We start from the raw sequence: 22,360 nt of genomic DNA, 5'->3' as shown, positions 1-22,360 counted from the left end.
ACTTTGTGGCGAGGGAGCTTGCTCCCGCTGGGCTGCGAAGCTGCCCCCCACGCGCAGTCAGATACATCGCGCCGTCAGGTTCTACGGCTGCTCCGCAGCCGAACGGGAGCAAGCTCCCTCGCCACAGGACAACCGGGATCAACGCGCTTTCGGCGTCGCGACTTTATCGCGCAAATACACCGGCTGCGCCTGATCGGCCACGATCGCTTCACCGCGTTCCCAGGCGAAACGCGCCAGGGTCAGCAAATCTTCGGCGTGGGGCAGCATGCTCGCGTCCTGGCCGCTCAGGCTCACCGCAATACGCTCGGCATAACCCCAACCGGTGCCCGCGCCGAACCACTCGCCGCTGGCATCGACCGGCAACGCGGCGGCTTCCGGTGGCAATACCGCTTCGTTGCCCACCAGCCGCATCTCCCCCGCCGTTTCGCGGTAGCAGCCCCAATACACCTCATCCATACGCGCATCGATGGCTGCCGCGACCTGGCTGACGCCGTGTTCGCGATAAGCCCGCTGGGCGAGCACCGCGAGGTTGGAGACCGGCAACACCGGACGGTCCAGCGCAAACGCCAGCCCTTGCACCACGCCAATGGCGATCCGCACACCGGTAAACGCGCCCGGCCCACGACCGAACGCAATGGCGTCGACCGCTTGCAGCGTGGTCCCGGCATCGGCCAGCAGTTGCTGGATCATCGGCAGCAACTTCTGCGCATGCAGGCGCGGGATCACCTCGTAATGACTCGTGACCTTGCCGTCATGCAGCAAGGCAACGGAGCAAGCTTCAGTCGCGGTGTCCAGGGCCAGCAAGGTGCTCATCGATGTATCCGTAAGAGAGGTCAGAAAAAGTGCGCCAGTATAAACAACTACGGCCCGCAAGCGGGCCGTAGAAGATGAAGCCGATCAGACTTTTCAGCTCAGCGCTTCAAGCACCTTGCCGGTAATCGTCTCAACCGAGCCGACACCCGGAATATGGCTGTACTTCGGCTTGCCCTGAGCAGCGGCCAGGCCTTGGTAGAACTCCACCAGAGGTTTGGTCTGGGAGTGGTAGACCGACAGGCGATGACGCACGGTTTCTTCGGTGTCGTCCTTGCGCTGCACCAGCTCTTCACCAGTGATGTCGTCTTTGCCGGCGATTTTCGGCGGGTTGTACACGGTGTGGTACACGCGGCCGCTGGCCTCGTGAACGCGACGACCGGCGATACGTTGAACGATCTCTTCGTCATCGACGGCGATTTCGACCACGTTGTCCAGTTCCACGCCAGCTTCTACCAACGCTTCAGCTTGCGGAATGGTGCGCGGGAAACCGTCGAACAGGAAACCGTTGGCACAGTCAGGCTGCGCAATACGGTCCTTGACCAAAGCGATGATCAGATCGTCGGAGACCAGACCACCGGCATCCATGATGCTTTTGGCTTTGATGCCCAGCTCGGTGCCGGCTTTTACAGCAGCACGCAGCATGTCACCGGTAGAGATTTGCGGAATGCCGAACTTTTCGGTGATGAACTTAGCCTGAGTACCTTTACCGGCCCCGGGAGCTCCCAGCAGAATGACGCGCATTAGATGTGCTCCTCAATTTTTTATTTAGAATTACTTAAACAAAACAAAGGATTCGCCTCGTAGGGCCAATCTCAAAAAATAGGGTCGTGACCGCCCAAACGGCCAAAGGCTGATCAAGATACACAGCAGGCCCTGCCCACACAAGCCGCCGAAAGTCGGAGAAACCTGCGCAGGACGTGCCCTTTCGAAGGGGTACCCCAAGTCGCAACCCCGTCATTAACTGTCGCCTGACAGACCTTCTCAACCGCTCGCCGACAGGCACTCGACGCTCGCGCCAGGTGCCTGTTCCCTATGACGAAAACCTTAGCCGGTATTTCGCAAACCGGCGGCAATCCCCGCCACAGACACCAGCAACGCCTGTTCTACCGGGCTGCCCTGCGCTTCATCCTGCTGCCGCGAACGGGCCAACAGTTCGGCCTGCAATAGATGCAGCGGGTCGAGGTAGGTGTTGCGCAGGCGGATGAATTCAAGGGTGTCTGGGCTATGTGCCAGTAGCTGGGACTGACCCGTCAGCCCCAGGACCACCGCACAGGCCTGCGACAATAGGTCGCGTAAATGCGCACCCAAAGGGAGCAGATCCGGCTCGACCAGGCGCTCGTCGTAAGACTGGGCGATATCGGCGTCGGCCTTGGCCAGCACCATTTCCAGCATATCGATGCGGGTGCGGAAGAACGGCCATTGCTCGCGCATCTGCCCCAGCAGCTCCCCTTCGCCGCGCTCCAGCGCCTTGCTCAGCGCCGTTTCCCAGCCGAGCCAGGCCGGCAACATCAGGCGCGTCTGGGTCCAGCCGAAAATCCACGGAATGGCGCGCAGGCTTTCGATGCCGCCGGCGCGGCGCTTGGCCGGGCGGCTGCCCAACGGTAAGCGCCCCAACTCCTGCTCCGGGGTGGACTGGCGGAAATACTCGACGAACTGCGGATTTTCCCGCACCACGGCACGGTAAGCCTTGACCCCATCGGCGGCCAGTTCGTCCATCAAATGGCGCCAGGCAGGCGTAGGAGGTGGTGGCGGCAGCAAGGTCGCTTCCAGCACCGCCGCCAGGTACAGATTGAGGTTTTGCTCCGCGATGTCCGGCAGGCCGAATTTGAAACGAATCATTTCCCCCTGCTCGGTGGTGCGGAAACGCCCCGCCACCGACCCCGGCGGCTGCGACAGAATCGCTGCGTGCGCCGGGCCGCCACCACGGCCCACGGTGCCGCCACGGCCGTGGAACAACAGCAGCTCCACTTGTTGCTCCCGGCAAATATCCACCAGACGCTCCTGCGCCCGATACTGCGCCCAGGCCGCCGCCGTAGTGCCGGCGTCCTTGGCCGAGTCGGAATAACCGATCATCACTTCCTGCGGCCCTTGCAGGCGCGAGCGATAACCCGGCAGCAACAACAGCTTTTCGATCACCGGGCCCGCGTTATCGAGGTCGGCGAGGGTTTCGAACAGCGGCACCACGCGCATCGGCCGCAACACGCCGGATTCCTTGAGCAGCAACTGCACGGCCAGCACGTCGGAAGCGGCGCCAGCCATGGAAATCACATACGAGCCAAGGGAGGCCCCCGGCGCGGCAGCGACTTCCCGGCACGTCGCCAGCACTTCGGCGGTGTCGGCAGACGGCTTGAAGTAGGCCGGCAGCAACGGCCGGCGATTGTTCAGTTCGCGCATCAGGAAGGCGATGCGCTCCTCTTCGTTCCAGTCCTCATAACGACCCAGGCCGAGGTAATCGGTGATTTCGGTCATGGCTGCGGTGTGGCGCGAGGAGTCCTGTCGCACATCGAGGCGCACCAGAAACAGCCCGAACGTCACCGCTCGGCGCAGGCAGTCGAGCAACGGGCCATCGGCGATAACGCCCATGCCGCATTCATGCAGCGAGTGGTAACACAGCTCCAACGGGTCCAGCAGGTCGCGGTTGTTTTGCAGCACATCGGCGGACGCCGGCGTGGTGGCCGTCAGGGAGGCCTGGGCCCAATTACGGGTTGCGCGCAGGCGCTCACGCAGCTGTTTGAGTACCGCGCGGTAAGGCTCGGCGCTGTCGCCAGCCTTGGCTTTCAGGGCGTCGCTGGCCTGTTGCATCGACAATTCGGCAGCGAGGTGATCGACATCGCGCACATACAAATCGGCAGCCATCCAGCGAGCCAGCAGCAAGACTTCGCGGGTCACGGCGGCGGTGACGTTGGGGTTACCGTCACGGTCGCCGCCCATCCACGAGGCGAAGCGAATCGGTGCGGCCTCCAGCGGCAGATGCAGGCCAGTGGCGGCATGCAGGGCCTGGTCGGCTTTGCGCAAATAGTTGGGAATCGCCTGCCACAGCGAATGCTCGATCACCGCAAAGCCCCACTTGGCTTCGTCTACAGGTGTCGGGCGGGTGCGGCGGATTTCTTCGGTGTGCCAGGCTTCGGCGATCAGGCGTTGCAAGGTGGTCTTGATCTGTTCACGCTCGACGGTGGTCAGGTCGCGATGATCCAGGGCCGCCAGTTGCGCGGCGATCGCGTCGTATTTCTGAATCAGTGTGCGTCGCGCCACTTCGGTGGGGTGCGCCGTCAATACCAGCTCGATGTCCACCCGCCCCAATTGCCGGGCCAGGGATTCGGCGTCATGCCCCGCAGCCAACAGGCGAGTGAGCAGCTCCGGCAACACCCGGGCCTCGAACGGCGCGGGTTGTGACTCTTCGCGGCGGTGAATCAGCTGATATTGCTCGGCGATATTGGCCAGGTTGAGGAACTGGTTGAACGCCCGCGCCACCGGCAGCAATTCGTCCTCGCTCAACTGGTTGAGGCTGGCGCTGAGTTCGGCATCCATCGAACCGCGACGGTCGGCCTTGGCGCCTTTGCGGATTTGCTCGATCTTGTCGATAAAGCCATCCCCGTACTGCTCGCGAATGGTGTTGCCCAATAGCTCACCCAACAGGTGAACGTCCTCGCGCAAGCGTGCATCAATATCGGTCATCAGCAGTTCTCCAGCGAAAATCCGGGCGGCTATGCTTTGATAATAGAGAGTGCCGTTGTAAAGCGGTTCTTACAAGTAAACCAGGGACTGCAAACCCCGAACGTTGCAGCTAGGCTCAACACCAAGCCGTACAACGGCTTGCCACCGGCCACCGCCGGACACTCACCCGGCCTGCCATGAGCAGGTGCGTAATGAGGTCATTATGAAAATCCGCGAGCTCGCCAAGCACTGGGAAGAAAACGCCAAGGGTCGCCTGACCGACACTGGCTATACGATTCGTCTGGACGTGGAAGCCGCCGCACGGCTGGCGGCGATTATCGATATGTACCCCAAACGGCACCCTGAAGAACTGCTCGGAGAATTGATCGGCGCCGCCCTGGAAGAGCTCGAAGCGAGCTTTCCGTATGTGAAAGGGTCAACGGTGGTCGCCACCGATGAAGAAGGCGATCCGCTGTACGAAGACGTCGGTCCAACCCCGCGTTTTCTCGCCTTGTCCCGTCGTCACTTGCACGATTTGTCGACCGAAAACGACAAGCCAAAACACTGATTTGCGCGTCTTGCTCCCCTTCCAGAAATACGTATTTCCTGGCCCGTGCAGGGCCGGAAATACCCCTGCGCACGACTAAAGTTCCCGATTTAGAGCCTTGTCCGTCAGGTCAAAGTTTTTTCGGGCGAAAGGCCATTTTCTCTGAACTTTTAAAAAACGCCTCGGGTCAACCCAGTAACCACGCCTGGGACGGCCGTTTCAAAATGCTCTGGAAATCGAAGGTTGCGGCTCCTTGCCCAGGATGGATTCAGATGTATTTCAGGAGTTATCCAACGGAGTTGAAAACCATGAAGACCAGCACTGCTTCATCCTCGTCCACCCACCTGCGCGGTCTCAAACTGGCGGCCCTGGCCATCGGCAGCAGTTTGGTTCTGGCCGGATGCGCCGGCAACCCGCCCACCGAGCAATACGCCGTGACTCAATCGACCGTGAACAGTGCCGTCAGCGCCGGAGGCACCGAATTCGCCGCGGTGGAAATGAAGTCCGCTCAGGACAAGCTCAAACAAGCCGAAATCGCCATGCACGACAAAAAGTATGACGAAGCCAAAATGCTCGCCGAACAGGCCGAGTGGGACGCCCGAGTGGCAGAACGCAAAGCCCAGGCGATGAAAGCCGAACAGGCTGTAAAGGACTCACAGAAAGGTGTTCAGGAACTGCGTCAGGAAAGTCAGCGCACCGTGCAGTGAGCGCGCATCCCGATTTTCAGGCCTGACACTTTTATCGATAGAAAGGACGAACCGTTATGCGCAAACAACTGATGATACCCGCCCTCCTGGCCGCAAGCATTGCACTGGCTGCCTGCGCCACACCGCCCAACACCAACCTGGAGCAAGCCCGCACCAACTACGCCGGCCTGCAAGCCAACCCGCAAGCCAGCAAAGTCGCGGCACTGGAAACCAAAGACGCCAGCGATTACCTGGACAAGGCCGACAAGGCTTATCAGGACAAGGAAGACCAGAACAAGGTCGACCAACTGGCTTACCTGACCAACCAGCGCGTTGAAGTGGCCAAGCAGACCATCGCCCTGCGCACCGCGGAAAACAACCTGAAAAACGCCGCGGCTCAGCGAGCCCAGGCGCGTCTGGATGCCCGCGACCAGCAGATCAAACAATTGCAGGCCAGCCTTAACGCCAAACAGACCGATCGCGGCACGCTGGTAACGTTCGGTGACGTGCTGTTCGCCACCAACAAGGCCGACCTGAAACCCAGCGGCCTGGTGAACATCAACAAACTGGCGCAGTTCCTTCAGGAAAACCCCGACCGTAAAGTGATTGTCGAAGGCTACACCGACAGCACCGGCGCGGCGTCGTACAACCAGTCGCTGTCCGAGCGCCGCGCGACCTCGGTGCAAGTGGCCCTGATCAAGATGGGTGTCGACCCGGCGCGCATCGTGGTCCAGGGTTATGGCAAGGAATACCCGGTGGCCGAAAACACCAGCGTCTCCGGCCGTGCGATGAACCGTCGGGTGGAAGTGACCATTTCCAACGACAACCAGCCGGTGATACCGCGTTCGGCTGTCAGCTCGAATTAAGTGAACCACGCTGCCATGTAACGTCTGTAGGAGCGAGGCTTGCCCGCGAAGAACGATGACTCGGTGTATCTATTAGACCGCGTCATCGTTCTTCGCGGGCAAGCCTCGCTCCTACGGGATGTTTTATTGTTCGAGTTTTTGCGGGGTTTCCTGGCCCATGCAGCGCACGGCTTTTTTCTTGTTGTTGACCAGTACGCCGGTCAGGCCTTTCTGTTCGGTATCAAACATCACCAGTACGCCATCGATGCACTGCGCCACTTGCGCGGCCGGTTCCAGGGAGATTTTGTAGTCTTCGCCCGGCACGGTCTTGAGCATGGTGAAGTCGCTGAGCAGCAACGCATCCTCGGGTTTGGCGAAGTGCAGGTAGCCGTACCACCACAGGGCCCCGACGGTGCCGAGGATGCTGCAAATACCGGTGATGATCAGCGGGATGGCGTTACGTTCTTCACTCATTGCGGACTCTCTGGTGGTTCATCTTCAGAATTCGGGGGTGCCGGGTAATTCGGAATTTCACCCAGGCGGCGCAGGCCGTTGAAATGCTGCGGGTCTTCGAGGTAACGCAGCATGACTTTTCGCCAGACCGGGTCGGCGAAGGTTTGCACATGACCGCCCCGGGTCAGTTGCAGCACTCGCGGCGGCGGCGCAGCTTGATACAGTCGGATGCCGTTGGAAAGGGGCACCAGCTGATCATCGATACTGTGATAGATCAGTTTCGGTACACCATTGAGCTGTGTCATGGAACGGATCGCGCTATCGCCATCCGGCACCAGCCAGGACAACGGCACCTGGAACGGCCAGGTCATCCAGGAGGTGCTGAGGGCGAAACGCCCGACATCGCGGTAGCTGGCAGGCACGCCATCGAGCACGAAAGCCTTGAGTTGCCGCTGGCGCTCGGGATGCTGGGCCAGGTAATGCACGGCCATCGAACCGCCAAGGCTCTGACCGAGAAGGATCAACGGCTTGCCCTTGACCTCCGGCGCCTGGTCGAGCCATGTGAAGGCGGCGTCGATGTCCTGATAAATCTCCGGCAACGCCGGCTTACCTTCGGACAATCCGTACCCGCGATAGTCCACCAGCAACACCTGATAGCCCTGCTTCGGCAACCACCAGCTCGCACCCAGATGCCACGCCAGGTTGCCGCCGTTACCGTGCAGATGCAGCACAGTGCCTTTGACTTCGACGCCTTTTTTCGCCGGCAGCCACCAGCCATGCAGCTTGAGGCCGTCGGCAGTGGTCAGGGTGACGTCGCGATAGTCGAGCTTGGCTTTTTCCGGGGTGAACGGCTGGCCGGGCTCGGGGTAGAACAGCAAAGAGCTGCAACCGCCGAGGGCCAGGAGCAGGCAGAAGATGCCGAGGATTCTCATCCGGTGAAGCCTCAATGTGGGTGATCGTTCCCATGCTCCGCGTGGGAGTGCATACCGTGACGCTCTGCGTCACAGTGGACGCTCTGCGTCCATGGCGGCATTCCCACGCAGAGCGTGGGAATGATCTGAATCAAAGGATATTGGAGTAATCCGCTTCGATCCGGTCCAGGCTCAGGTGGTTGAGGAAGTTGGAGAAGCACATCCACGCCGACAACGCGTTCATGTCGCGGAACTGCTCAGGCAGGTACTTGGGCGGCACCACCAGGCCTTCGTCCACCAATTGGCGCAAGGTCCGCATGTCCTCCAGCGTAGTCTTGCCGCAGAACAACAGCGGTATCTGCTCCAGCTTGCCTTTGCGCACGGCCAACTGAATGTAGTTGTAAATCATGATAAAGCCCTTGAGGTAGGACAAGTCTTTGGTAAATGGCAGACCATTCGGCACCGAGCCGCGGAACACCCGACTGGCATTGCCGTAGCTTTCGGCCATTTCAAAGCCCTGAGCCCGGAAGAACTCAAAGATCTGCAAGAAGTCCGCGCCCTCCTCCACCATATGAATGGCGCGGGTGCGGTTGGTCAGTTTGCGCAAGCGGCTCGGGTAGGAGGCGAAGGTGATGATCTCCATCAGGATCGCCAGGCCCTCCTGAGTCACGGTGGACGACGGCGGGCCCTTGGACAGGAACGTACAGATCGGCTGATTCAGGCCGTTGAGGGTGGTGCCCACATGCACCAGCCCTTCATGGACTTCCAGCGCACGCACGTCGCGATTGTTGAACATCGCGTCGGTGCGGATCTTGATGTAGTCGGCGCCGGCCGCCGCGTCGGCGACGATCCCGTCGGACTCGAACACCCGGATGGTTTCCTCGTTTTCGCCAAACACCTTGTTCAACCGATGTTGCAGCAGGTCGACGGCTTCCTTGGCGGTGAGGACTTTCGGTTCGTCCTTGAGGTCGCCACGGCCGTCGATGTTGTTCAGGTAATCGGAGAGCATCAGCCCCAGGTCGGCCAGGGTCGGGTCGCCGGCGTGAAACGCATCGGACGCCGCGCCGTACAACTCCTGGGAAATCAGCCCGAAATCCTCGGTGCCGCGCGCTTCAAGCATGCGCACCACCATGCGGTATTCCTTGCACATGCGGCGCATGATCTGCCCGACCGGGTTGAACTGGCCGAGTTGCCGAGTGATGTCGCGCTCGATGTTCTGGAATTCCAGCTTCACTTTGCTGGAGTCGAACGACAGCGGTCGATTGAGGTAGTAGTCGCGGTCCACGGCCGGCATTTCCTTGCCCTTGCCCTTGAGGAACCCCTTGCGAATACTGTCATCCCACTTGACCGCATCCAGAATGCGAATCGGCGTCTGCGCCAGCACTATGCGATCGGACAACATGCGTATCGTCTGCTGGTATTCGTCCACCCGAGACTCCTGTAGTAAAGCTGTTACGTGCTGGGTTTATTTGGTTTTGGCCAGGCGCTGATAGCGTACCGCTTCGACGAAGACATCGGAATTGGCCGGGTCGTCGAGGTAGGCGAATACCTGATCCAGGCTGTTGTTGATCAACACCCCATCGCCATCTTCAGTCTGAAAGCCTTCGCCACTGAGGGCTTCTTGCCCCATGGCCTGTCTGATCTGCTCAAGGTCGAGGTTGTAGACCACCAGTTCGTGCTTATCGTTGAGCTCGAAACCGGCGATGGTGAAATGCCCGCCGAACTGCGCCGGCACCTTCGCCGACAGGTACCAGCGATTGCCATGGCGCGACACCGTGAAGGGATAGGCTTCGCGCTCATGGGGTTTGGCCTTGAAGTAGCTGACCGCCTGGTAGTGATTGTCGCCGACGCGTGTCAGTTCCAGGTTCATCGGCTCGCCCCAGGCGTTGGTGCTGGCCCATTTGCCGAGCAGCCCTTTGGGCGCGGGCTCGCTGGCGGGCAGCGACTCCTTGAAGGTCACCAGGCAGCCACTGAGCAGCAGGAACGACAAGGCGATCACCACGACACGCCAGGCTTTCATTCAACACTCCCTATCGACACACGATGCCCCCTACTGGCCACTCTCCCACAGGGTTGAGTCCCACAAGGGGTTACACCGACGCCAGTACCAGGTGCATGTAGCGGGTCAGGATGCCGAGCATTTCCTCTTCGGCAACAGGCTCGGCATCGTTGAGCAGGCCCTGATATTCCATCCGTCCGACAATCGCCGTCAACACTTTGGCATCTTGTTGTGGCTCGCGGGATCCCAATACTTCGAAAAGCTGGCAGGTGCCCTGCAAGAGAATTTGCTGATGGGAACGCACCAACAACGCCAGACGCGGGTTAAGCAACGCTTCCTGGCGGAAGGCTTGCTCGGCCATCAAGTGCTCGCGGCGATTGATCAATTGCCGATGAACATAGTCAGCCATCAGCCGTGCGATATCGTCCGCCAGCTGCGAGCGCGACTCGGCGGTGCCATCACCGCTGACAACCATCTCGCGCAACAGGCCTTCATTGCTGGCCCACAACCGGGCCATGTATGCCGCGCTGCGTTCCACGTATTGGGCAAAGGTATCGGTGAGCAGGTCATCGATGTCCTTGAAGTAGTAAGTGGTGGCCGACAGCGGCACACAGGCCTCGGCGGCCACCGCACGGTGCCGCACAGCCCGCACGCCATCGCGCACGACAATGCGCATCGCCGCGTCGAGAATGTCCTGTCGACGCTGTTCGCTGCCCTGTCGGCTGGCCTTGCGGCCCTGGTACTGAACACTTTCAGCGACCGCAGTGGCGATATCCGCTGCACCTTCTTGAGCAATTGCACGATTCACGACAGGTATTCCTCTCTAACGTCAAAAGTAACCAATTGATACGTTTGTACCAGACAGGCAATAAAAAGCCGCCTGTTTTAGGCGGCTTTTTAATTGAAACATTTACGCTTGCGGACGCATGTGCGGGAACAGGATCACGTCGCGGATCGACGGTGAGTTGGTCAGCAACATCACCAGACGGTCGATGCCGATCCCTTCGCCAGCCGTTGGCGGCATGCCGTACTCCAGCGCGCGAACGAAGTCGGCGTCGTAGTGCATGGCTTCGTCGTCGCCGGCATCCTTGTCGGCCACCTGCGCCATGAAGCGCTCGGCCTGGTCTTCCGCGTCGTTCAACTCGGAGTAGGCGTTGGCGATTTCACGGCCGCCGATGAACAGTTCGAAACGGTCGGTGACGCTCGGGTTCTCGTCGTTACGACGGGCCAGCGGCGACACTTCGAACGGGTACTGGGTAATGAAGTGCGGCTGTTCCAGCTTGTGCTCGACCAGTTCTTCGAAAATCATCACCTGCAGTTTGCCCAGGCCTTCGAAGCCGAGCACCTTGGCGCCGGCCTTCTTGGCGATGGCGCGGGCCTTGTCGATGTCGTTCAGGTCGGCAGCGGTCAGTTCCGGGTTGTACTTGAGGATCGAGTCGAACACCGACAGGCGCACGAACGGCTCGCCGAAGTGGAACACCTTGTCGCCGTAAGGCACGTCGGTGCTGCCCAGAACCAGCTGCGCCAGTTCGCGGAACAGTTCCTCGGTCAGGTCCATGTTGTCTTCGTAGTCAGCGTGGGCCTGGTAGAACTCGAGCATGGTGAACTCGGGGTTGTGCCGGGTCGAAACGCCTTCGTTACGGAAGTTGCGGTTGATTTCGAAGACCTTTTCAAACCCGCCGACAACCAAACGCTTGAGGTACAGCTCCGGCGCGATACGCAGGAACATCTGCATATCCAGCGCGTTGTGGTGAGTTTCGAACGGCTTGGCCGCCGCACCACCCGGAATGGTTTGCAGCATCGGCGTTTCGACTTCCAGGAAGTCACGCTTCATCAGGAAGCTGCGGATGTGCGCAATCACTTGCGAACGCACGCGGAAGGTCTGGCGCACGTCTTCGTTGACGATCAGGTCGACGTAACGCTGGCGGTAGCGCTGCTCGGTGTCGGACAGGCCGTGGTGCTTGTCCGGCAGTGGGCGCAGGGATTTGGTCAGCAGGCGCACGTTGGTCATTTCAACGTACAGGTCGCCCTTGCCGGAACGGGCCAGGGTGCCTTCGGCGGCAATGATGTCGCCCAGGTCCCAGGTTTTCACCGCGGCCAGGGTTTCTTCGGACAGGGTTTTACGGTTGACGTAAACCTGGATGCGCCCGGACATGTCCTGAATCACCATGAACGAGCCACGGTTGAGCATGAGACGACCGGCAACCTTGACCGGGATCGCAGCCTCTGCCAGCTCTTCCTTGGTCTTGTCCGCGTACTTCTTCTGCAAGTCTTCGCAGTAGGCGTCGCGGCGGAAGTCGTTGGGGAAGGCCTGGCCCTTGGCGCGCTCGGCAGCAAGCTTTTCCTTGCGCAGGGCGATCAGGGAGTTTTCTTCCTGTTGCAGGGCTTGCGGGTCGAGTTGTAGGTCGCTCATGTCTTTAAAAATTCCATCACAGATTCGTTGCCCCCAGCCTTCGGCTGGGGATCGCTGTAGGGCGTGCCTTACAGCCCTTGTTTCAGGCTCGCCACCAGGTATTCGTCGATGTCGCCGTCGAGCACCTTGTCGCAGTCGCTGCGTTCGATGTTGGTGCGCAGATCCTTGATCCGCGAGGCATCGAGCACGTACGAACGGATCTGGTGACCCCAGCCGATGTCCGACTTGGTGTCTTCCAGGGCCTGGGAGGCGGCGTTGCGTTTCTGCACTTCCTGCTCGTACAAGCGCGCCCGCAACATTTTCATCGCGGTGTCTTTGTTGGCGTGCTGGGAGCGTTCGTTCTGGCAGCTGACCACGGTGTTGGTCGGTACGTGAGTAATCCGTACGGCCGAGTCGGTGGTGTTTACGTGCTGACCACCGGCACCGGAGGAGCGGTAGGTGTCGATGCGCAGGTCCGACGGGTTGATGTCGATTTCGATGTTGTCATCGATTTCCGGCGACACGAACACGGCCGAGAACGAGGTGTGACGACGGTTGCCGGAGTCGAACGGGCTCTTGCGCACCAGACGGTGCACGCCGATTTCGGTACGCAGCCAGCCAAAGGCGTATTCGCCCTTGATGTGCACGGTCGCGCCTTTGATACCGGCGACTTCACCGGCCGACAATTCCATGATGGTCGCGTCGAAACCGCGTTTATCCGCCCAGCGCAGGTACATGCGCAGCAGGATGTTGGCCCAGTCCTGGGCCTCGGTACCGCCGGAGCCGGCCTGGATGTCCAGGTAGGCGTTGTTCTGGTCCATCTCGCCGCTGAACATGCGACGGAATTCGAGCTTCTCGAGGGCTTCGCGCAAGCGCTCCACTTCAAGGGCTACGTCGTCGACGGCGGCCTGGTCTTCTTCCTCGGCAGACATCAACAGCAGGTCCTTGGCATCGGCCAGACCGCTGGACATTTCATCGAGGGTTTCTACGATCTGGGCCAGCGCAGAGCGCTCGCGACCCAGGTTCTGAGCGTACTCAGGGTTGTTCCAGACACTCGGATCTTCAAGCTCGCGATTGACTTCGGTCAGACGCTCATGCTTTTGATCGTAGTCAAAGATACCCCCGAATAGTTTCGGAGCGCTCGGACAGGTCCTTGATACTGTTAAGGATCGGGTTGATTTCCATGGCGGGCAGCACTCGTTGGCGAACTTTTGAAAGCCGGCGAGTATAACGTAATCACGCTGTCAAGGCAGCCCGCCTGGCGGCTTTAGGGGCGAATGGTTTACGGAATAACGCGGGGGGCCCGTAGCAGCTGCCGAGCCCGCGAGGCTGCGTTCGGCGGCGCAGCCGTCGTAAAGTCAGACAACGCGGTCATTCAGGCAAACCGCATACACAGGACTTGCGAGGACTTCGTCCTCGAACGCAGCCTCGCGGGCTCGGCAGCTGCGACAGCGCTACAGTCAGCGGGTTACTCAATTCCCACCTGGTTGCGCCCATTGTTCTTCGCCAGGTACAGCCCCTTGTCCGCCGCCAAGATCAATTGCCGGCAGTCGCTGCCCGGCTGCGGGATCACGGTCGACAGGCCGATGCTGATGGTCAGGCACGAACCTTCGGTCGGGAAAACGTGCGGGATCTTCAATCCGACCACGGTCTGGCGCAGTTTTTCCGCCACCAGCCGCGCACCGCCCGGCGAGGTGTTGGGCAAGACCAGGACGAACTCTTCGCCGCCGTAACGGGCCGGCAGGTCCGATGGCCTGGCGCTGGCGTCGCGAATGGCCGTGGCGACTTTGCGCAGGGCTTCATCGCCTTCGAGGTGGCCAAAACTGTCGTTGTAGGACTTGAAATAGTCGACATCGATCATCAGCAACGACAATTGCGTCTGATCACGCAACGAACGCCGCCACTCCAGTTCCAGGTATTCGTCGAAATGCCGGCGGTTCGACAGCCCGGTCAGACCGTCGGAGTTCATCAAGCGTTGCAGCACCAGGTTGGTGTCGAGCAACTGTTGCTGGCTGACCCGCAACGCACGGTACGCCGCGTCACGCTGCAGCAGGGTCATGTAGGAGCGCGAGTGATAGCGGATACGCGCCACCAGTTCGATGTTGTCCGGCAGCTTGACCAGGTAATCGTTGGCCCCGGCGGCAAACGCCGCGCTCTTGATCAGCGGGTCTTCCTTGGTCGACAGGACAATGATCGGAATATCCTTGGTCGCCGGGTGATTACGGTATTCGCGCACCAGGCTCAGGCCGTCGAGGCCGGGCATGACCAGGTCCTGAAGGATCACCGTCGGCTTGATGCGGATCGCCTGGGCGATGGCCTGGTGCGGGTCGGCGCAGAAGTGGAAGTCGATGTTTTCTTCGTTCGACAGACCACGGCGCACCGCCTCGCCGATCATCGCCTGATCGTCCACCAACAACACCATGGCGGCGTTTTCGTCGGTTTTGAAGTCGTCGAGCTGTAATTCATTCATGTGCGGTCACCTGAGTACTGCTTGGGCCACGATTGCTGCTAATGATAGTCATTTTTGGAAAATCTCCAGCAAACGTGGCGCTATCTTGTCCAGTGGACGGATTTCCACGGCAGCGTCGATGGCTGCGGCCGCCTTGGGCATTCCGTACACGGCACTGCTGTTCTGGTCCTGAGCGATGGTCAGGTAGCCCTGTTGGCGCATGAGTTTAAGCCCCTGGGCGCCGTCACGCCCCATACCGGTCAGTAGAACGCCCACGGCATCACCGCTCCAGTAATTGGCCACACTCTCGAAAAACACATCGATCGAAGGCCGATAGATCTCGTTGACCGGTTCGGCGGTGTAGGCCAGCGTGCCGTTTTTCAGCAAGCGGATGTGATGATTGGTACCGGCCAGCAGGATCGTGCCGCTTTGCGGCGGTTCGCCTTCCTGGGCCAGGCGCACGTCCAGGCCGCTGGCGCTGGCAAGCCATTCGGCCATGCCGGCGGCGAACACCTGATCCACATGCTGGACCAGCACGATGGCCGCCGAAAAATCCCGGGGCAGGCCCTTGAGCAGCACTTCCAGCGCCGCCGGCCCGCCAGCGGATGAACCGATCGCCACCAGGTGCTGGCGCGAGGCCGAGTTGCGGTGCGGGCTCGGTGTCGATCGCTCCCGATTGCTGTGGTCACCGATCAACCAGCCAATATTGAGGATCTTGCGCAGCAGCGGCGCAGCGGCTTCCTGAGGGTTACCAGCGCCCAGCGCCGGGGTATCGACCACATCAAGCGCGCCGTAGCCCATGGCTTCGAACACCCGGTGCACGTTCTGCTGGCGGTCGACGGTGACGATGACGATCGCGCACGGGGTCTCGGCCATGATCCGCCGGGTCGCTTCCACGCCGTCCATCAATGGCATGATCAAATCCATCAGGATCAGATCCGGAGTGTATTCGGCGCAACGTTGCACCGCCTCCGCCCCGTTGCTGGCGACCCAGACCACCTCGTGCGCCGGTTCGAACGCCAGGGCGCGGCGCAAAGCCTCTACCGCCATGGGCATGTCGTTGACGATGGCGATTTTCATGTGCGCGCCCCTCCAATGAGCTCAACGACCGCATCCAGTAAGGCGTCATCATGAAAACTGGCCTTGGCTAGATAATAGTCGGCGCCGGCGTCCAGTCCACGGCGACGGTCTTCTTCGCGGTCCTTGTAGGACACCACCATCACCGGCAGCGACTGCAGGCGATTGTCGCGACGCAATAAAGACACCAGCTCGATGCCGTCCATGCGCGGCATGTCGATGTCGGTGATCAGCAGATCGAAATCCTCCGAACGCAGGGCATTCCAGCCATCCATACCGTCCACCGCCACGGCGACGTCGTAGCCGCGATTGAGCAGCAACTTGCGCTGCAACTCACGAACGGTCAGCGAATCGTCCACCACCAGAATCCGTTTACGCGCGGCTTCAACAGCCTGATTGGCGTTCCGGGCAATGCGCTCCAGACGCCCGGTATTGAGCAGTTTGTCCACCGAACGCAGCATGTCTTCGACGTCGACGATCAGCACCACCGAGCCGTCGTCGAGCAAAGCCCCGGCGGAAATGTCCTGTACCTTGCCCAGACGCTCGTCCAGCGGCAGCACCACCAGCGTCCGCTCGCCGATAAACCGCTCGACCGCCACCCCGTAGATCGCCTCGCGCTCGCGGATGACCACGACTTTGAGGGTCTGCGCGCTGTTCTGGCTCGCCGGCCGATGCAACAGCTGACTGGCGGCGACCAGCCCGACATGCCGGCCTTCGTACCAAAAGTGCTGCCGGCCTTCGACCTGCATGATGTCTTCCGGCTCCAGGTCGCACATGCGCTCGATGTGCGCCAGCGGGAAGGCATACGCCTCGTCACCGACTTCCACCACCAGGCTGCGCACCACCGACAGCGTCTGCGGCACTTCAAGATGGAAACGACTGCCCGCGCCCGCTGTCTGCTCCAGCACCACGGCGCCGCGCAACTGCCGGACCATGTGCTGAACCGCATCCAGCCCGACGCCGCGCCCGGAGACTTCGGTGACCGTGTCGCGCAGGCTGAAACCCGGCAGAAACAGGAACGTCAGCAGCTCTTCTTCGCTCAATTGCGCGGCAGTCTCGGCTGGGGATAACTGCCGCTCGACGATCGTGCGGCGGACCTTTTCCAGGTCGACGCCATTGCCATCATCGCTCAGTTCCAGCACCAGCAGACCGGCCTGATGGGAGGCTCGCAAACGGATCACGCCTTCCTCCGGTTTGCCGGCCAAGCGCCGCTGTTCCGGGGTTTCGATACCGTGATCCACCGCATTGCGCAGCAGGTGCGTCAGCGGCGCTTCGAGTTTTTCCAGTACGTCGCGGTCGACTTGAGTCTTGTCGCCCTCGATCTCCAGCCGCACCTGTTTGCCAAGGTTGCGCCCAAGATCGCGGACCATGCGCACTTGACCGCTCAGCACGTCGGCGAACGGCCGCATGCGACAGGCCAGCGCGGTGTCATACAACACCTGTGCGCGCTGACTGGCGTGCCAGGCGAACTCGTCCAGTTCGGCGTTTTTTTCCACCAGTAATTGCTGGGACTCGGCCAGCAATCGGCGGGCATCGCCCAAGGCTTCCTGGGCTTCGAGGCTCAAGGCATGGTCCTTGAGATGAACGTTGAGGCTTTCCAGCGCCCGCAGGCCATTGCTCTGCATGCGTTTAAGGCGCTGCATGGTGGCCAGGTGCGGCTTGAGGCGCTGGGTTTCCACCAGGGATTTACTCGACAGGTCGAGCAGGCTGTTCAAGCGCTCGGCCGTGACGCGCAATACACGCTCGCCAGTGTCGGTGGTGCGCTTGGTCTTGGACGCAGGCTCGGCGGGCTCTGCCTGGGGTGTTTCAATGAGTGTGTCGACGGGTGTTTCGGCAGCACGACCGGGCGGCTCGACCCTGGGTGTCGGCGGTTCGAGCTGAGGTTCTGCCATCGGCAGCGCGATGGGGGCAACCGTCGCCATGTGTTCAAGCAGCCGTCCCATCAAGACGACATAAGCGTCGATATCCGCAGGCGCCGGAGCATTGTTCGGCGTCGCAATCCGCATCAGCAGATCGGTGCCCTGCAACAGCGCATCAATGTGTTCGGGTCGCAGGTACAGGCGCCCTTCCTGGGCGCTGACCAGGTAATCCTCCATCACATGGGCAACACTGACCCCGGCATCGACGCCGACAATTCGCGCCGCGCCCTTGAGCGAATGGGCCGCGCGCATGCACGACTCGAGGTAATCGGCCTGGGTCGGATCGCGCTCCAGCGCCAGCAGACCGGCGCTCAGCACCAGGGTCTGGGCCTCGGCTTCCAGGCTGAACAGCTCCAGCAAAGAGGCGTCACGCATTTGGTCGGGGGTCATGTGAGGCTCCGGGTCACGGCAGACAGCAGCTGCTCTTCATCCAGCCAACGCAGGCTGCGACCTTTGAATGGCAAGACTCCGCGGGTGTATTTGGCGCTGGCCTGGGTGCCGGACTGGGACGCGGCATCGAGAATGCGCTCGTCGATGGCGTGAATCCCGTCCACTTCGTCCACCGGCACCACCACCGGCCCGCCGTGGGCGGCGATGATCAGCATCCGCGGCGTTACCCGCGCGCCGGGCGCCACACTACTGGTGTCGTCGAGCCCCAACAGCTCCACCAAAGACAGGCACGCCACCAAGGCACCGCGCACATTCGCCACGCCGAGCAATGCCCGGGAACGCTGGTGCGGCAAGGAATGGATCGCTTGCAGTGGCGCCACTTCGACCAGGCTGCGAGTGGCCAGGCCCAGCCACTCTTCGCCGAGGCGAAACATCAGCAGCGAACGGGTTTTCACCTCGCTCTCGGCCACCGTGGAGATTTGCCCACGGTCATCCTGCTGCAAGGCGTAGCGGTCGAGCAAGCGCGTGGCGGCAGCCGAATACACCGCGCAATTGCGGCAATGAATGTGCTCGTTCAGCAGCGGGCAGGACTGGTCGCCGTGGATACCGATGCGATTCCAGCAGTCGTCGATGGCCTGTGCATCTTCATGGGTGACGTTCAAGGTGTCGGAGGCGTTCATCGTTTACGCTCACTGTCAGCGGCGCGCTCGCTGCGGGCGGCGCGGGCCTGCAATCGTCTGGCACCCGCCGTGTCGCCCTGGGATTGCAGCAAGGCAGCCAGGTGCATCAACGCGTCGGGGTGTTGCGGTTCGAGGTACAACGCCTTGCGATAAAACCCCTGGGCCTCCAGGGCACTGCCGGCGACATCGCTGAGCAGCCCCAGCCAATAGAACACTTGGGCCACCGGTTCGTGACTGCGCAAATAACTTTCGCACGCGGCGCGGGCCTCGGCACTTTTGCCTTCATTGGCCAGCGCGGCGATATTCGCCAACAGCGTGGCGGCGTCCGAAGAAGTGGCCGAAGGGATGGCGGCAGCCCGAGGCATCGGCACGACCGTCGCAAAAGGCCGACTGCGCACAGGCGGCGGAGTCATGCTGCGCAACGGTTGCTGCACGGGCAGCGACATCGGCGCGAAGGTCGCAAGCGGCTCGAGCGCGCTCTGGCGACTGAAGGCAAACGACTGCGGTATACCGATCGAGCGCATGCCGAAACGGCCGAGCAGACTGCCCTCGGCCGGGCCGATAAACAGCACGCCGTCGATGTGAGTCAGACGCTTGAGCACTTCGAACACTTGCTGCTGGGTCGGCTGGTCGAAATAAATCAGCAGGTTGCGACAGAACACGAAGTCATAGGGCGGCTCGTTGACCAGCAAGGTCGGATCCAGCAGGTTACCGACCTGTAAACGCACTTGTTCAAGCACGCGCCCGCTGAGGCGATAGTTATCGTGTTCAGCGGTGAAATGGCGCTCGCGAAACTCGAGGTCCTGGCCACGAAACGAATTCTTGCCGTACAGCGCGAGCCTGGCCTTTTCCACCGACAGCGGGCTGACGTCCATGCCGTCGACCTTGAACTGGTGCGGCGCCAGCCCGGCATCAAGCAATGCCATGGCGATCGAGTACGGTTCTTCGCCGGTAGAACACGGCAAGCTGAGAATCCGCAGGGCGCGCATGTTGTTGATCGCTGCCAGCCGCTTGGCCGCCAGTTTCGCCAGCGTGGCGAAGGATTCCGGGTAACGGAAAAACCAGGTTTCGGGGACGATCACCGCTTCAATCAGCGCCTGCTGTTCGTCACGCGAACCCAACAACGTGTGCCAATACTCATCGGCCGTCAGCGCCCGAACCGCCGTGATGCGCTGGCGCACCGCACGCTCGATGATCGCCGGGCCGACCGAGCCGACATCCAGGCCGATACGTTCCTTGAGGAAATCGAAAAACCGTTGATCGCTGCTCATCCCTGCTCCTCAAACTGCGCCAGGTCCAGCGGCGGCGAGGGAAACAATAAGGCGCGAACCTGTGCATCCAGTAAATCGGCAACCCGCACCCATTGCAGCAGCCCCTGGGCATCTTCGCGCACCGGGCCGAGGTACGGCGCCTGGCGATTGTCCAGGCCATAAGGCTGAAAGTCCGCCGGGTTGCAGCGCAACGTGTCGGTGACCTGCTCCAGAATCAGCCCGAGCAATTGCGCAGGCCTCGCCTCATCCGGCCGATAGTGCACCAACACCAGCCGCGTGCTGGTGCGGGCCTGGGCCGGTTGGCCAAACGTCAGCGCGCTGAGGTCGATCACCGGCACCACCGCGCCACGATAGGCGAACACCCCCGCCACCCAGTCCGGCGCCCGGGGAATGGGCTTCAACGGCAGTTGCGGCAGTACTTCAGCCACCTCAATGGCCTGCAAGGCGTAGCGCTCATTGCCGATGCGGAACACCAGAAACAACGACTGCTTCGTCGGCATCGCCACGCCGCGCCTGGCCGTAAGTTCGCTCATCAGACTTTGAATCGCGAGACACCGCCACGCAGCCCCACGGCCACCTGGCTCAGTTCGTCGATGGCGAAACTGGCCTGGCGCAAGGACTCAACCGTCTGGCTGCTGGCATCGCCCAACTGCACCAGCGCGTGGTTGATCTGCTCGGCGCCGGTGGCCTGAGCCTGCATGCCTTCGTTGACCATCAACACCCGCGGCGCCAGCGCCTGAACCTGATGAATGATCTGCGACAGCTGCTCGCCCACCTGCTGCACCTCGGACATGCCGCGGCGCACTTCCTCAGAGAACTTGTCCATGCCCATGACCCCGGCCGACACCGCCGACTGGATCTCGCGCACCATCTGCTCGATGTCGTAGGTGGCCACGGCGGTCTGGTCTGCCAGACGTCGCACTTCGGTGGCGACCACGGCAAACCCGCGACCATACTCGCCGGCCTTCTCGGCTTCGATCGCGGCGTTCAGGGACAACAGGTTGGTCTGGTCGGCGACTTTGACGATGGTCACCACCACTTGGTTGATGTTGCCGGCCTTCTCATTGAGGATCGCCAGTTTGGCATTCACCAGATCTGCCGCGCCCATCACCGAGTGCATGGTGTCTTCCATGCGCGCCAGGCCTTGCTGACCAGAACCGGCCAGCACCGAAGCCTGGTCGGCGGCGGTGGAGACTTCGGTCATGGTGCGCACCAGGTCGCGCGAGGTGGCGGCAATTTCACGGGATGTCGCACCGATTTCGGTGGTGGTGGCCGCGGTTTCGGTGGCGGTGGCCTGTTGCTGCTTGGAGGTCGCGGCGATTTCGGTGACCGACGTGGTGACCTGCACCGAGGAACGCTGGGCCTGGGACACCAACGAGGTGAGCTCGGTCATCATGTCGTTGAACCCGGTTTCCACCGCGCCGAACTCGTCCTTGCGATCCAGATTCAGGCGACTGCTGAGATCGCCGGTGCGCATGACTTCGAGGATATCCACAATGCGATTCATCGGCGCCATGATCGCGCGCATCAGCAGCAGGCCGCAGAGGCCGGCGGCGATGATTGCCACCAGCAAAGAGACGCCCATGCTGATTTTGGCGGCCGTCACCGCGTCACTGATGGCCAGCGTGGATTGTTCAGCCAGGGCGTGATTATTTTCAAGAAGGCTGTTCAATTGCATGCGCCCATTGACCCAGGCCGGCGTCAGTTTTTGCTCCAGGGCAAGCACCGCCTGGTCGTACTCTTTGCGCTGATAGAGATCGATAACGTTGTTCATCTCTTTGTTGTAGAGCTGATGACGCACTTCGAACTCCTCGAACAGAGCCCGATCGTCCTCCGTGAAAATGGTTTTACGGTAGTTGGCTATTTGCTCGTTCAAGCGCTCTTCGAAACTTTTGTACATGGTCTGGTCGGCGACGGTCATTTCACGATGCCCGGAAAGGCCGACAAGCTGTTGGGTGAGGTTAAAACTGTCGACCCACGCACCGCGGATCATCGAACTGTAATACACCCCCGGGACCGCATCGGTGCGAACCGATTCTGCGCCGGCGTCGATCTTCATCAGCCGAGAAAAAGACACCACAACCATCAGCAGCATGATTGCGATAATTACCGCAAAGCTCGCCAAAATGCGTTGGCGCAACGTCCAGTTCTTCACAGTCAGTCCTCGGTGCGGGTCAAATTGCGGGGGAGTATAGCCGAGGGTCTGTGGGAGCGGGCTTGCTCGCGAAGAACGATAAGGCGGTTCCTGACGAACATTTGTGGCGAGGGGCTTGC

The 22,360-nt window shown here is 61.2% G+C and carries 19 protein-coding genes and 2 pseudogenes; 3 read left to right on the top strand and 18 right to left on the bottom strand.

The genetic code is table 11. The features are described 5' to 3' along the window. Nucleotides 1-138: 138 nt before the first annotated feature. The 3 genes from tsaB to ppc all read right to left on the bottom strand — a co-directional run bounded on the left by tsaB (nt 139) and on the right by ppc (nt 4,488). Entirely contained in the window at nt 139-813 is a 675-nt protein-coding gene (tsaB, locus tag LOY28_RS05160) for a tRNA (adenosine(37)-N6)-threonylcarbamoyltransferase complex dimerization subunit type 1 TsaB (protein WP_258613167.1), read from the bottom strand. A 93-nt stretch (nt 814-906) separates the two neighbouring features. Then, complete coding sequence (adk, locus tag LOY28_RS05155; protein ID WP_018926674.1) at nt 907-1,554, bottom strand: adenylate kinase; 648 nt, start codon at nt 1,552-1,554, stop codon at nt 907-909. Between the two features lie 303 nt (nt 1,555-1,857). Continuing rightward, a complete protein-coding gene (gene ppc, locus LOY28_RS05150; RefSeq protein ID WP_258613166.1) occupies nt 1,858-4,488 on the bottom strand; it encodes a phosphoenolpyruvate carboxylase in 2,631 nt (876 codons plus the stop codon). Nucleotides 4,489-4,690: 202 nt separating this feature from the next. Between ppc and LOY28_RS05145 the strand changes: the two genes are divergently transcribed. The 3 genes from LOY28_RS05145 (at nt 4,691) to LOY28_RS05135 (ending at nt 6,566) form a co-directional block, all read left to right on the top strand. After that, a complete protein-coding gene (locus LOY28_RS05145) occupies nt 4,691-5,035 on the top strand; it encodes a hypothetical protein (RefSeq protein WP_018926676.1) in 345 nt (114 codons plus the stop codon). Nucleotides 5,036-5,322: 287 nt separating this feature from the next. Continuing rightward, the gene (locus LOY28_RS05140) at nt 5,323-5,721 is read left to right on the top strand and encodes a DUF4398 domain-containing protein (RefSeq protein ID WP_018926677.1); all 399 of its coding nucleotides are present in this window, start codon (nt 5,323-5,325) and stop codon (nt 5,719-5,721) included. 56 nt (nt 5,722-5,777) lie between these two features. Next, the gene (locus tag LOY28_RS05135) at nt 5,778-6,566 is read left to right on the top strand and encodes an OmpA family protein (protein ID WP_064616253.1); all 789 of its coding nucleotides are present in this window, start codon (nt 5,778-5,780) and stop codon (nt 6,564-6,566) included. A 123-nt stretch (nt 6,567-6,689) separates the two neighbouring features. On the opposite strand, the gene LOY28_RS05130 is transcribed toward LOY28_RS05135, so the two are convergent. The 15 genes and pseudogenes from LOY28_RS05130 to LOY28_RS30045 form a co-directional block, all read right to left on the bottom strand. Further along, the gene (locus LOY28_RS05130) at nt 6,690-7,019 is read right to left on the bottom strand and encodes a hypothetical protein (RefSeq protein ID WP_007940182.1); all 330 of its coding nucleotides are present in this window, start codon (nt 7,017-7,019) and stop codon (nt 6,690-6,692) included. Continuing rightward, on the bottom strand, nt 7,016-7,930 hold the full coding sequence (locus tag LOY28_RS05125) for an alpha/beta hydrolase (protein WP_007940179.1): 915 nt from the start codon (nt 7,928-7,930) through the stop codon (nt 7,016-7,018). Before LOY28_RS05125 ends, LOY28_RS05130 begins: the two co-directional genes overlap by 4 nt. Before the next feature lie 130 nt (nt 7,931-8,060). Further along, on the bottom strand, nt 8,061-9,311 hold the full coding sequence (locus LOY28_RS05120; protein WP_172901247.1) for a flavohemoglobin expression-modulating QEGLA motif protein: 1,251 nt from the start codon (nt 9,309-9,311) through the stop codon (nt 8,061-8,063). A 63-nt stretch (nt 9,312-9,374) separates the two neighbouring features. Beyond that, nucleotides 9,375-9,929, bottom strand: a complete 555-nt coding sequence (locus tag LOY28_RS05115; protein WP_019581611.1) for a hypothetical protein — start codon at nt 9,927-9,929, stop codon at nt 9,375-9,377. 70 nt (nt 9,930-9,999) lie between these two features. Continuing rightward, a complete protein-coding gene (locus LOY28_RS05110; protein ID WP_007940176.1) occupies nt 10,000-10,716 on the bottom strand; it encodes a TetR/AcrR family transcriptional regulator in 717 nt (238 codons plus the stop codon). A 102-nt stretch (nt 10,717-10,818) separates the two neighbouring features. After that, entirely contained in the window at nt 10,819-12,321 is a 1,503-nt protein-coding gene (lysS, locus tag LOY28_RS05105) for a lysine--tRNA ligase (RefSeq protein WP_019581612.1), read from the bottom strand. A 68-nt stretch (nt 12,322-12,389) separates the two neighbouring features. Then, nucleotides 12,390-13,485, bottom strand: a protein-coding gene (prfB, locus tag LOY28_RS05100; protein WP_096481021.1) for a peptide chain release factor 2 whose coding sequence is annotated in 2 segments (ribosomal slippage) — nt 12,390-13,412 and nt 13,414-13,485 — 1,095 coding nt in all. Because the reading frame shifts where the segments join, the coding sequence is not laid out codon by codon here. Between the two features lie 283 nt (nt 13,486-13,768). Continuing rightward, complete coding sequence (locus tag LOY28_RS05095; protein ID WP_018926681.1) at nt 13,769-14,770, bottom strand: PleD family two-component system response regulator; 1,002 nt, start codon at nt 14,768-14,770, stop codon at nt 13,769-13,771. Nucleotides 14,771-14,818: 48 nt separating this feature from the next. Continuing rightward, on the bottom strand, nt 14,819-15,829 hold the full coding sequence (locus tag LOY28_RS05090) for a chemotaxis response regulator protein-glutamate methylesterase (RefSeq protein WP_258613165.1): 1,011 nt from the start codon (nt 15,827-15,829) through the stop codon (nt 14,819-14,821). Then, a complete protein-coding gene (locus LOY28_RS05085; protein WP_258613164.1) occupies nt 15,826-18,135 on the bottom strand; it encodes a hybrid sensor histidine kinase/response regulator in 2,310 nt (769 codons plus the stop codon). The genes LOY28_RS05090 and LOY28_RS05085 overlap by 4 nt, the downstream gene beginning before the upstream one ends. Next, nucleotides 18,132-18,815 carry a chemotaxis protein CheW gene (locus tag LOY28_RS05080; RefSeq protein ID WP_258613163.1) on the bottom strand — a complete coding sequence of 228 codons (684 nt, stop codon included), beginning with the start codon at nt 18,813-18,815 and terminating at the stop codon, nt 18,132-18,134. Before LOY28_RS05080 ends, LOY28_RS05085 begins: the two co-directional genes overlap by 4 nt. After that, a complete protein-coding gene (locus LOY28_RS05075; RefSeq protein WP_019651833.1) occupies nt 18,812-20,086 on the bottom strand; it encodes a protein-glutamate O-methyltransferase CheR in 1,275 nt (424 codons plus the stop codon). The genes LOY28_RS05080 and LOY28_RS05075 overlap by 4 nt, the downstream gene beginning before the upstream one ends. Then, nucleotides 20,083-20,619, bottom strand: coding sequence for a chemotaxis protein CheW (locus LOY28_RS05070; protein ID WP_026346089.1), 537 nt, complete (start codon nt 20,617-20,619; stop codon nt 20,083-20,085). The genes LOY28_RS05075 and LOY28_RS05070 overlap by 4 nt, the downstream gene beginning before the upstream one ends. Continuing rightward, a pseudogene (locus LOY28_RS05065) lies at nt 20,619-21,794 on the bottom strand (methyl-accepting chemotaxis protein); the annotation flags it as partial. The pseudogene LOY28_RS05065 and the gene LOY28_RS05070, both read right to left, overlap by 1 nt. Next, nucleotides 21,768-22,181, bottom strand: a pseudogene (locus tag LOY28_RS30045) (MCP four helix bundle domain-containing protein); the annotation flags it as partial. The pseudogenes LOY28_RS05065 and LOY28_RS30045, both read right to left, overlap by 27 nt. Nucleotides 22,182-22,360 lie beyond the last annotated feature (179 nt).

The organism is Pseudomonas sp. B21-017 (assembly GCF_024749245.1).
GTDB lineage: Bacteria > Pseudomonadota > Gammaproteobacteria > Pseudomonadales > Pseudomonadaceae > Aquipseudomonas.
The sequence above is the reverse complement of the archived record's forward strand: the minus strand, read 5'-3'. Positions and strand labels throughout refer to the sequence as shown.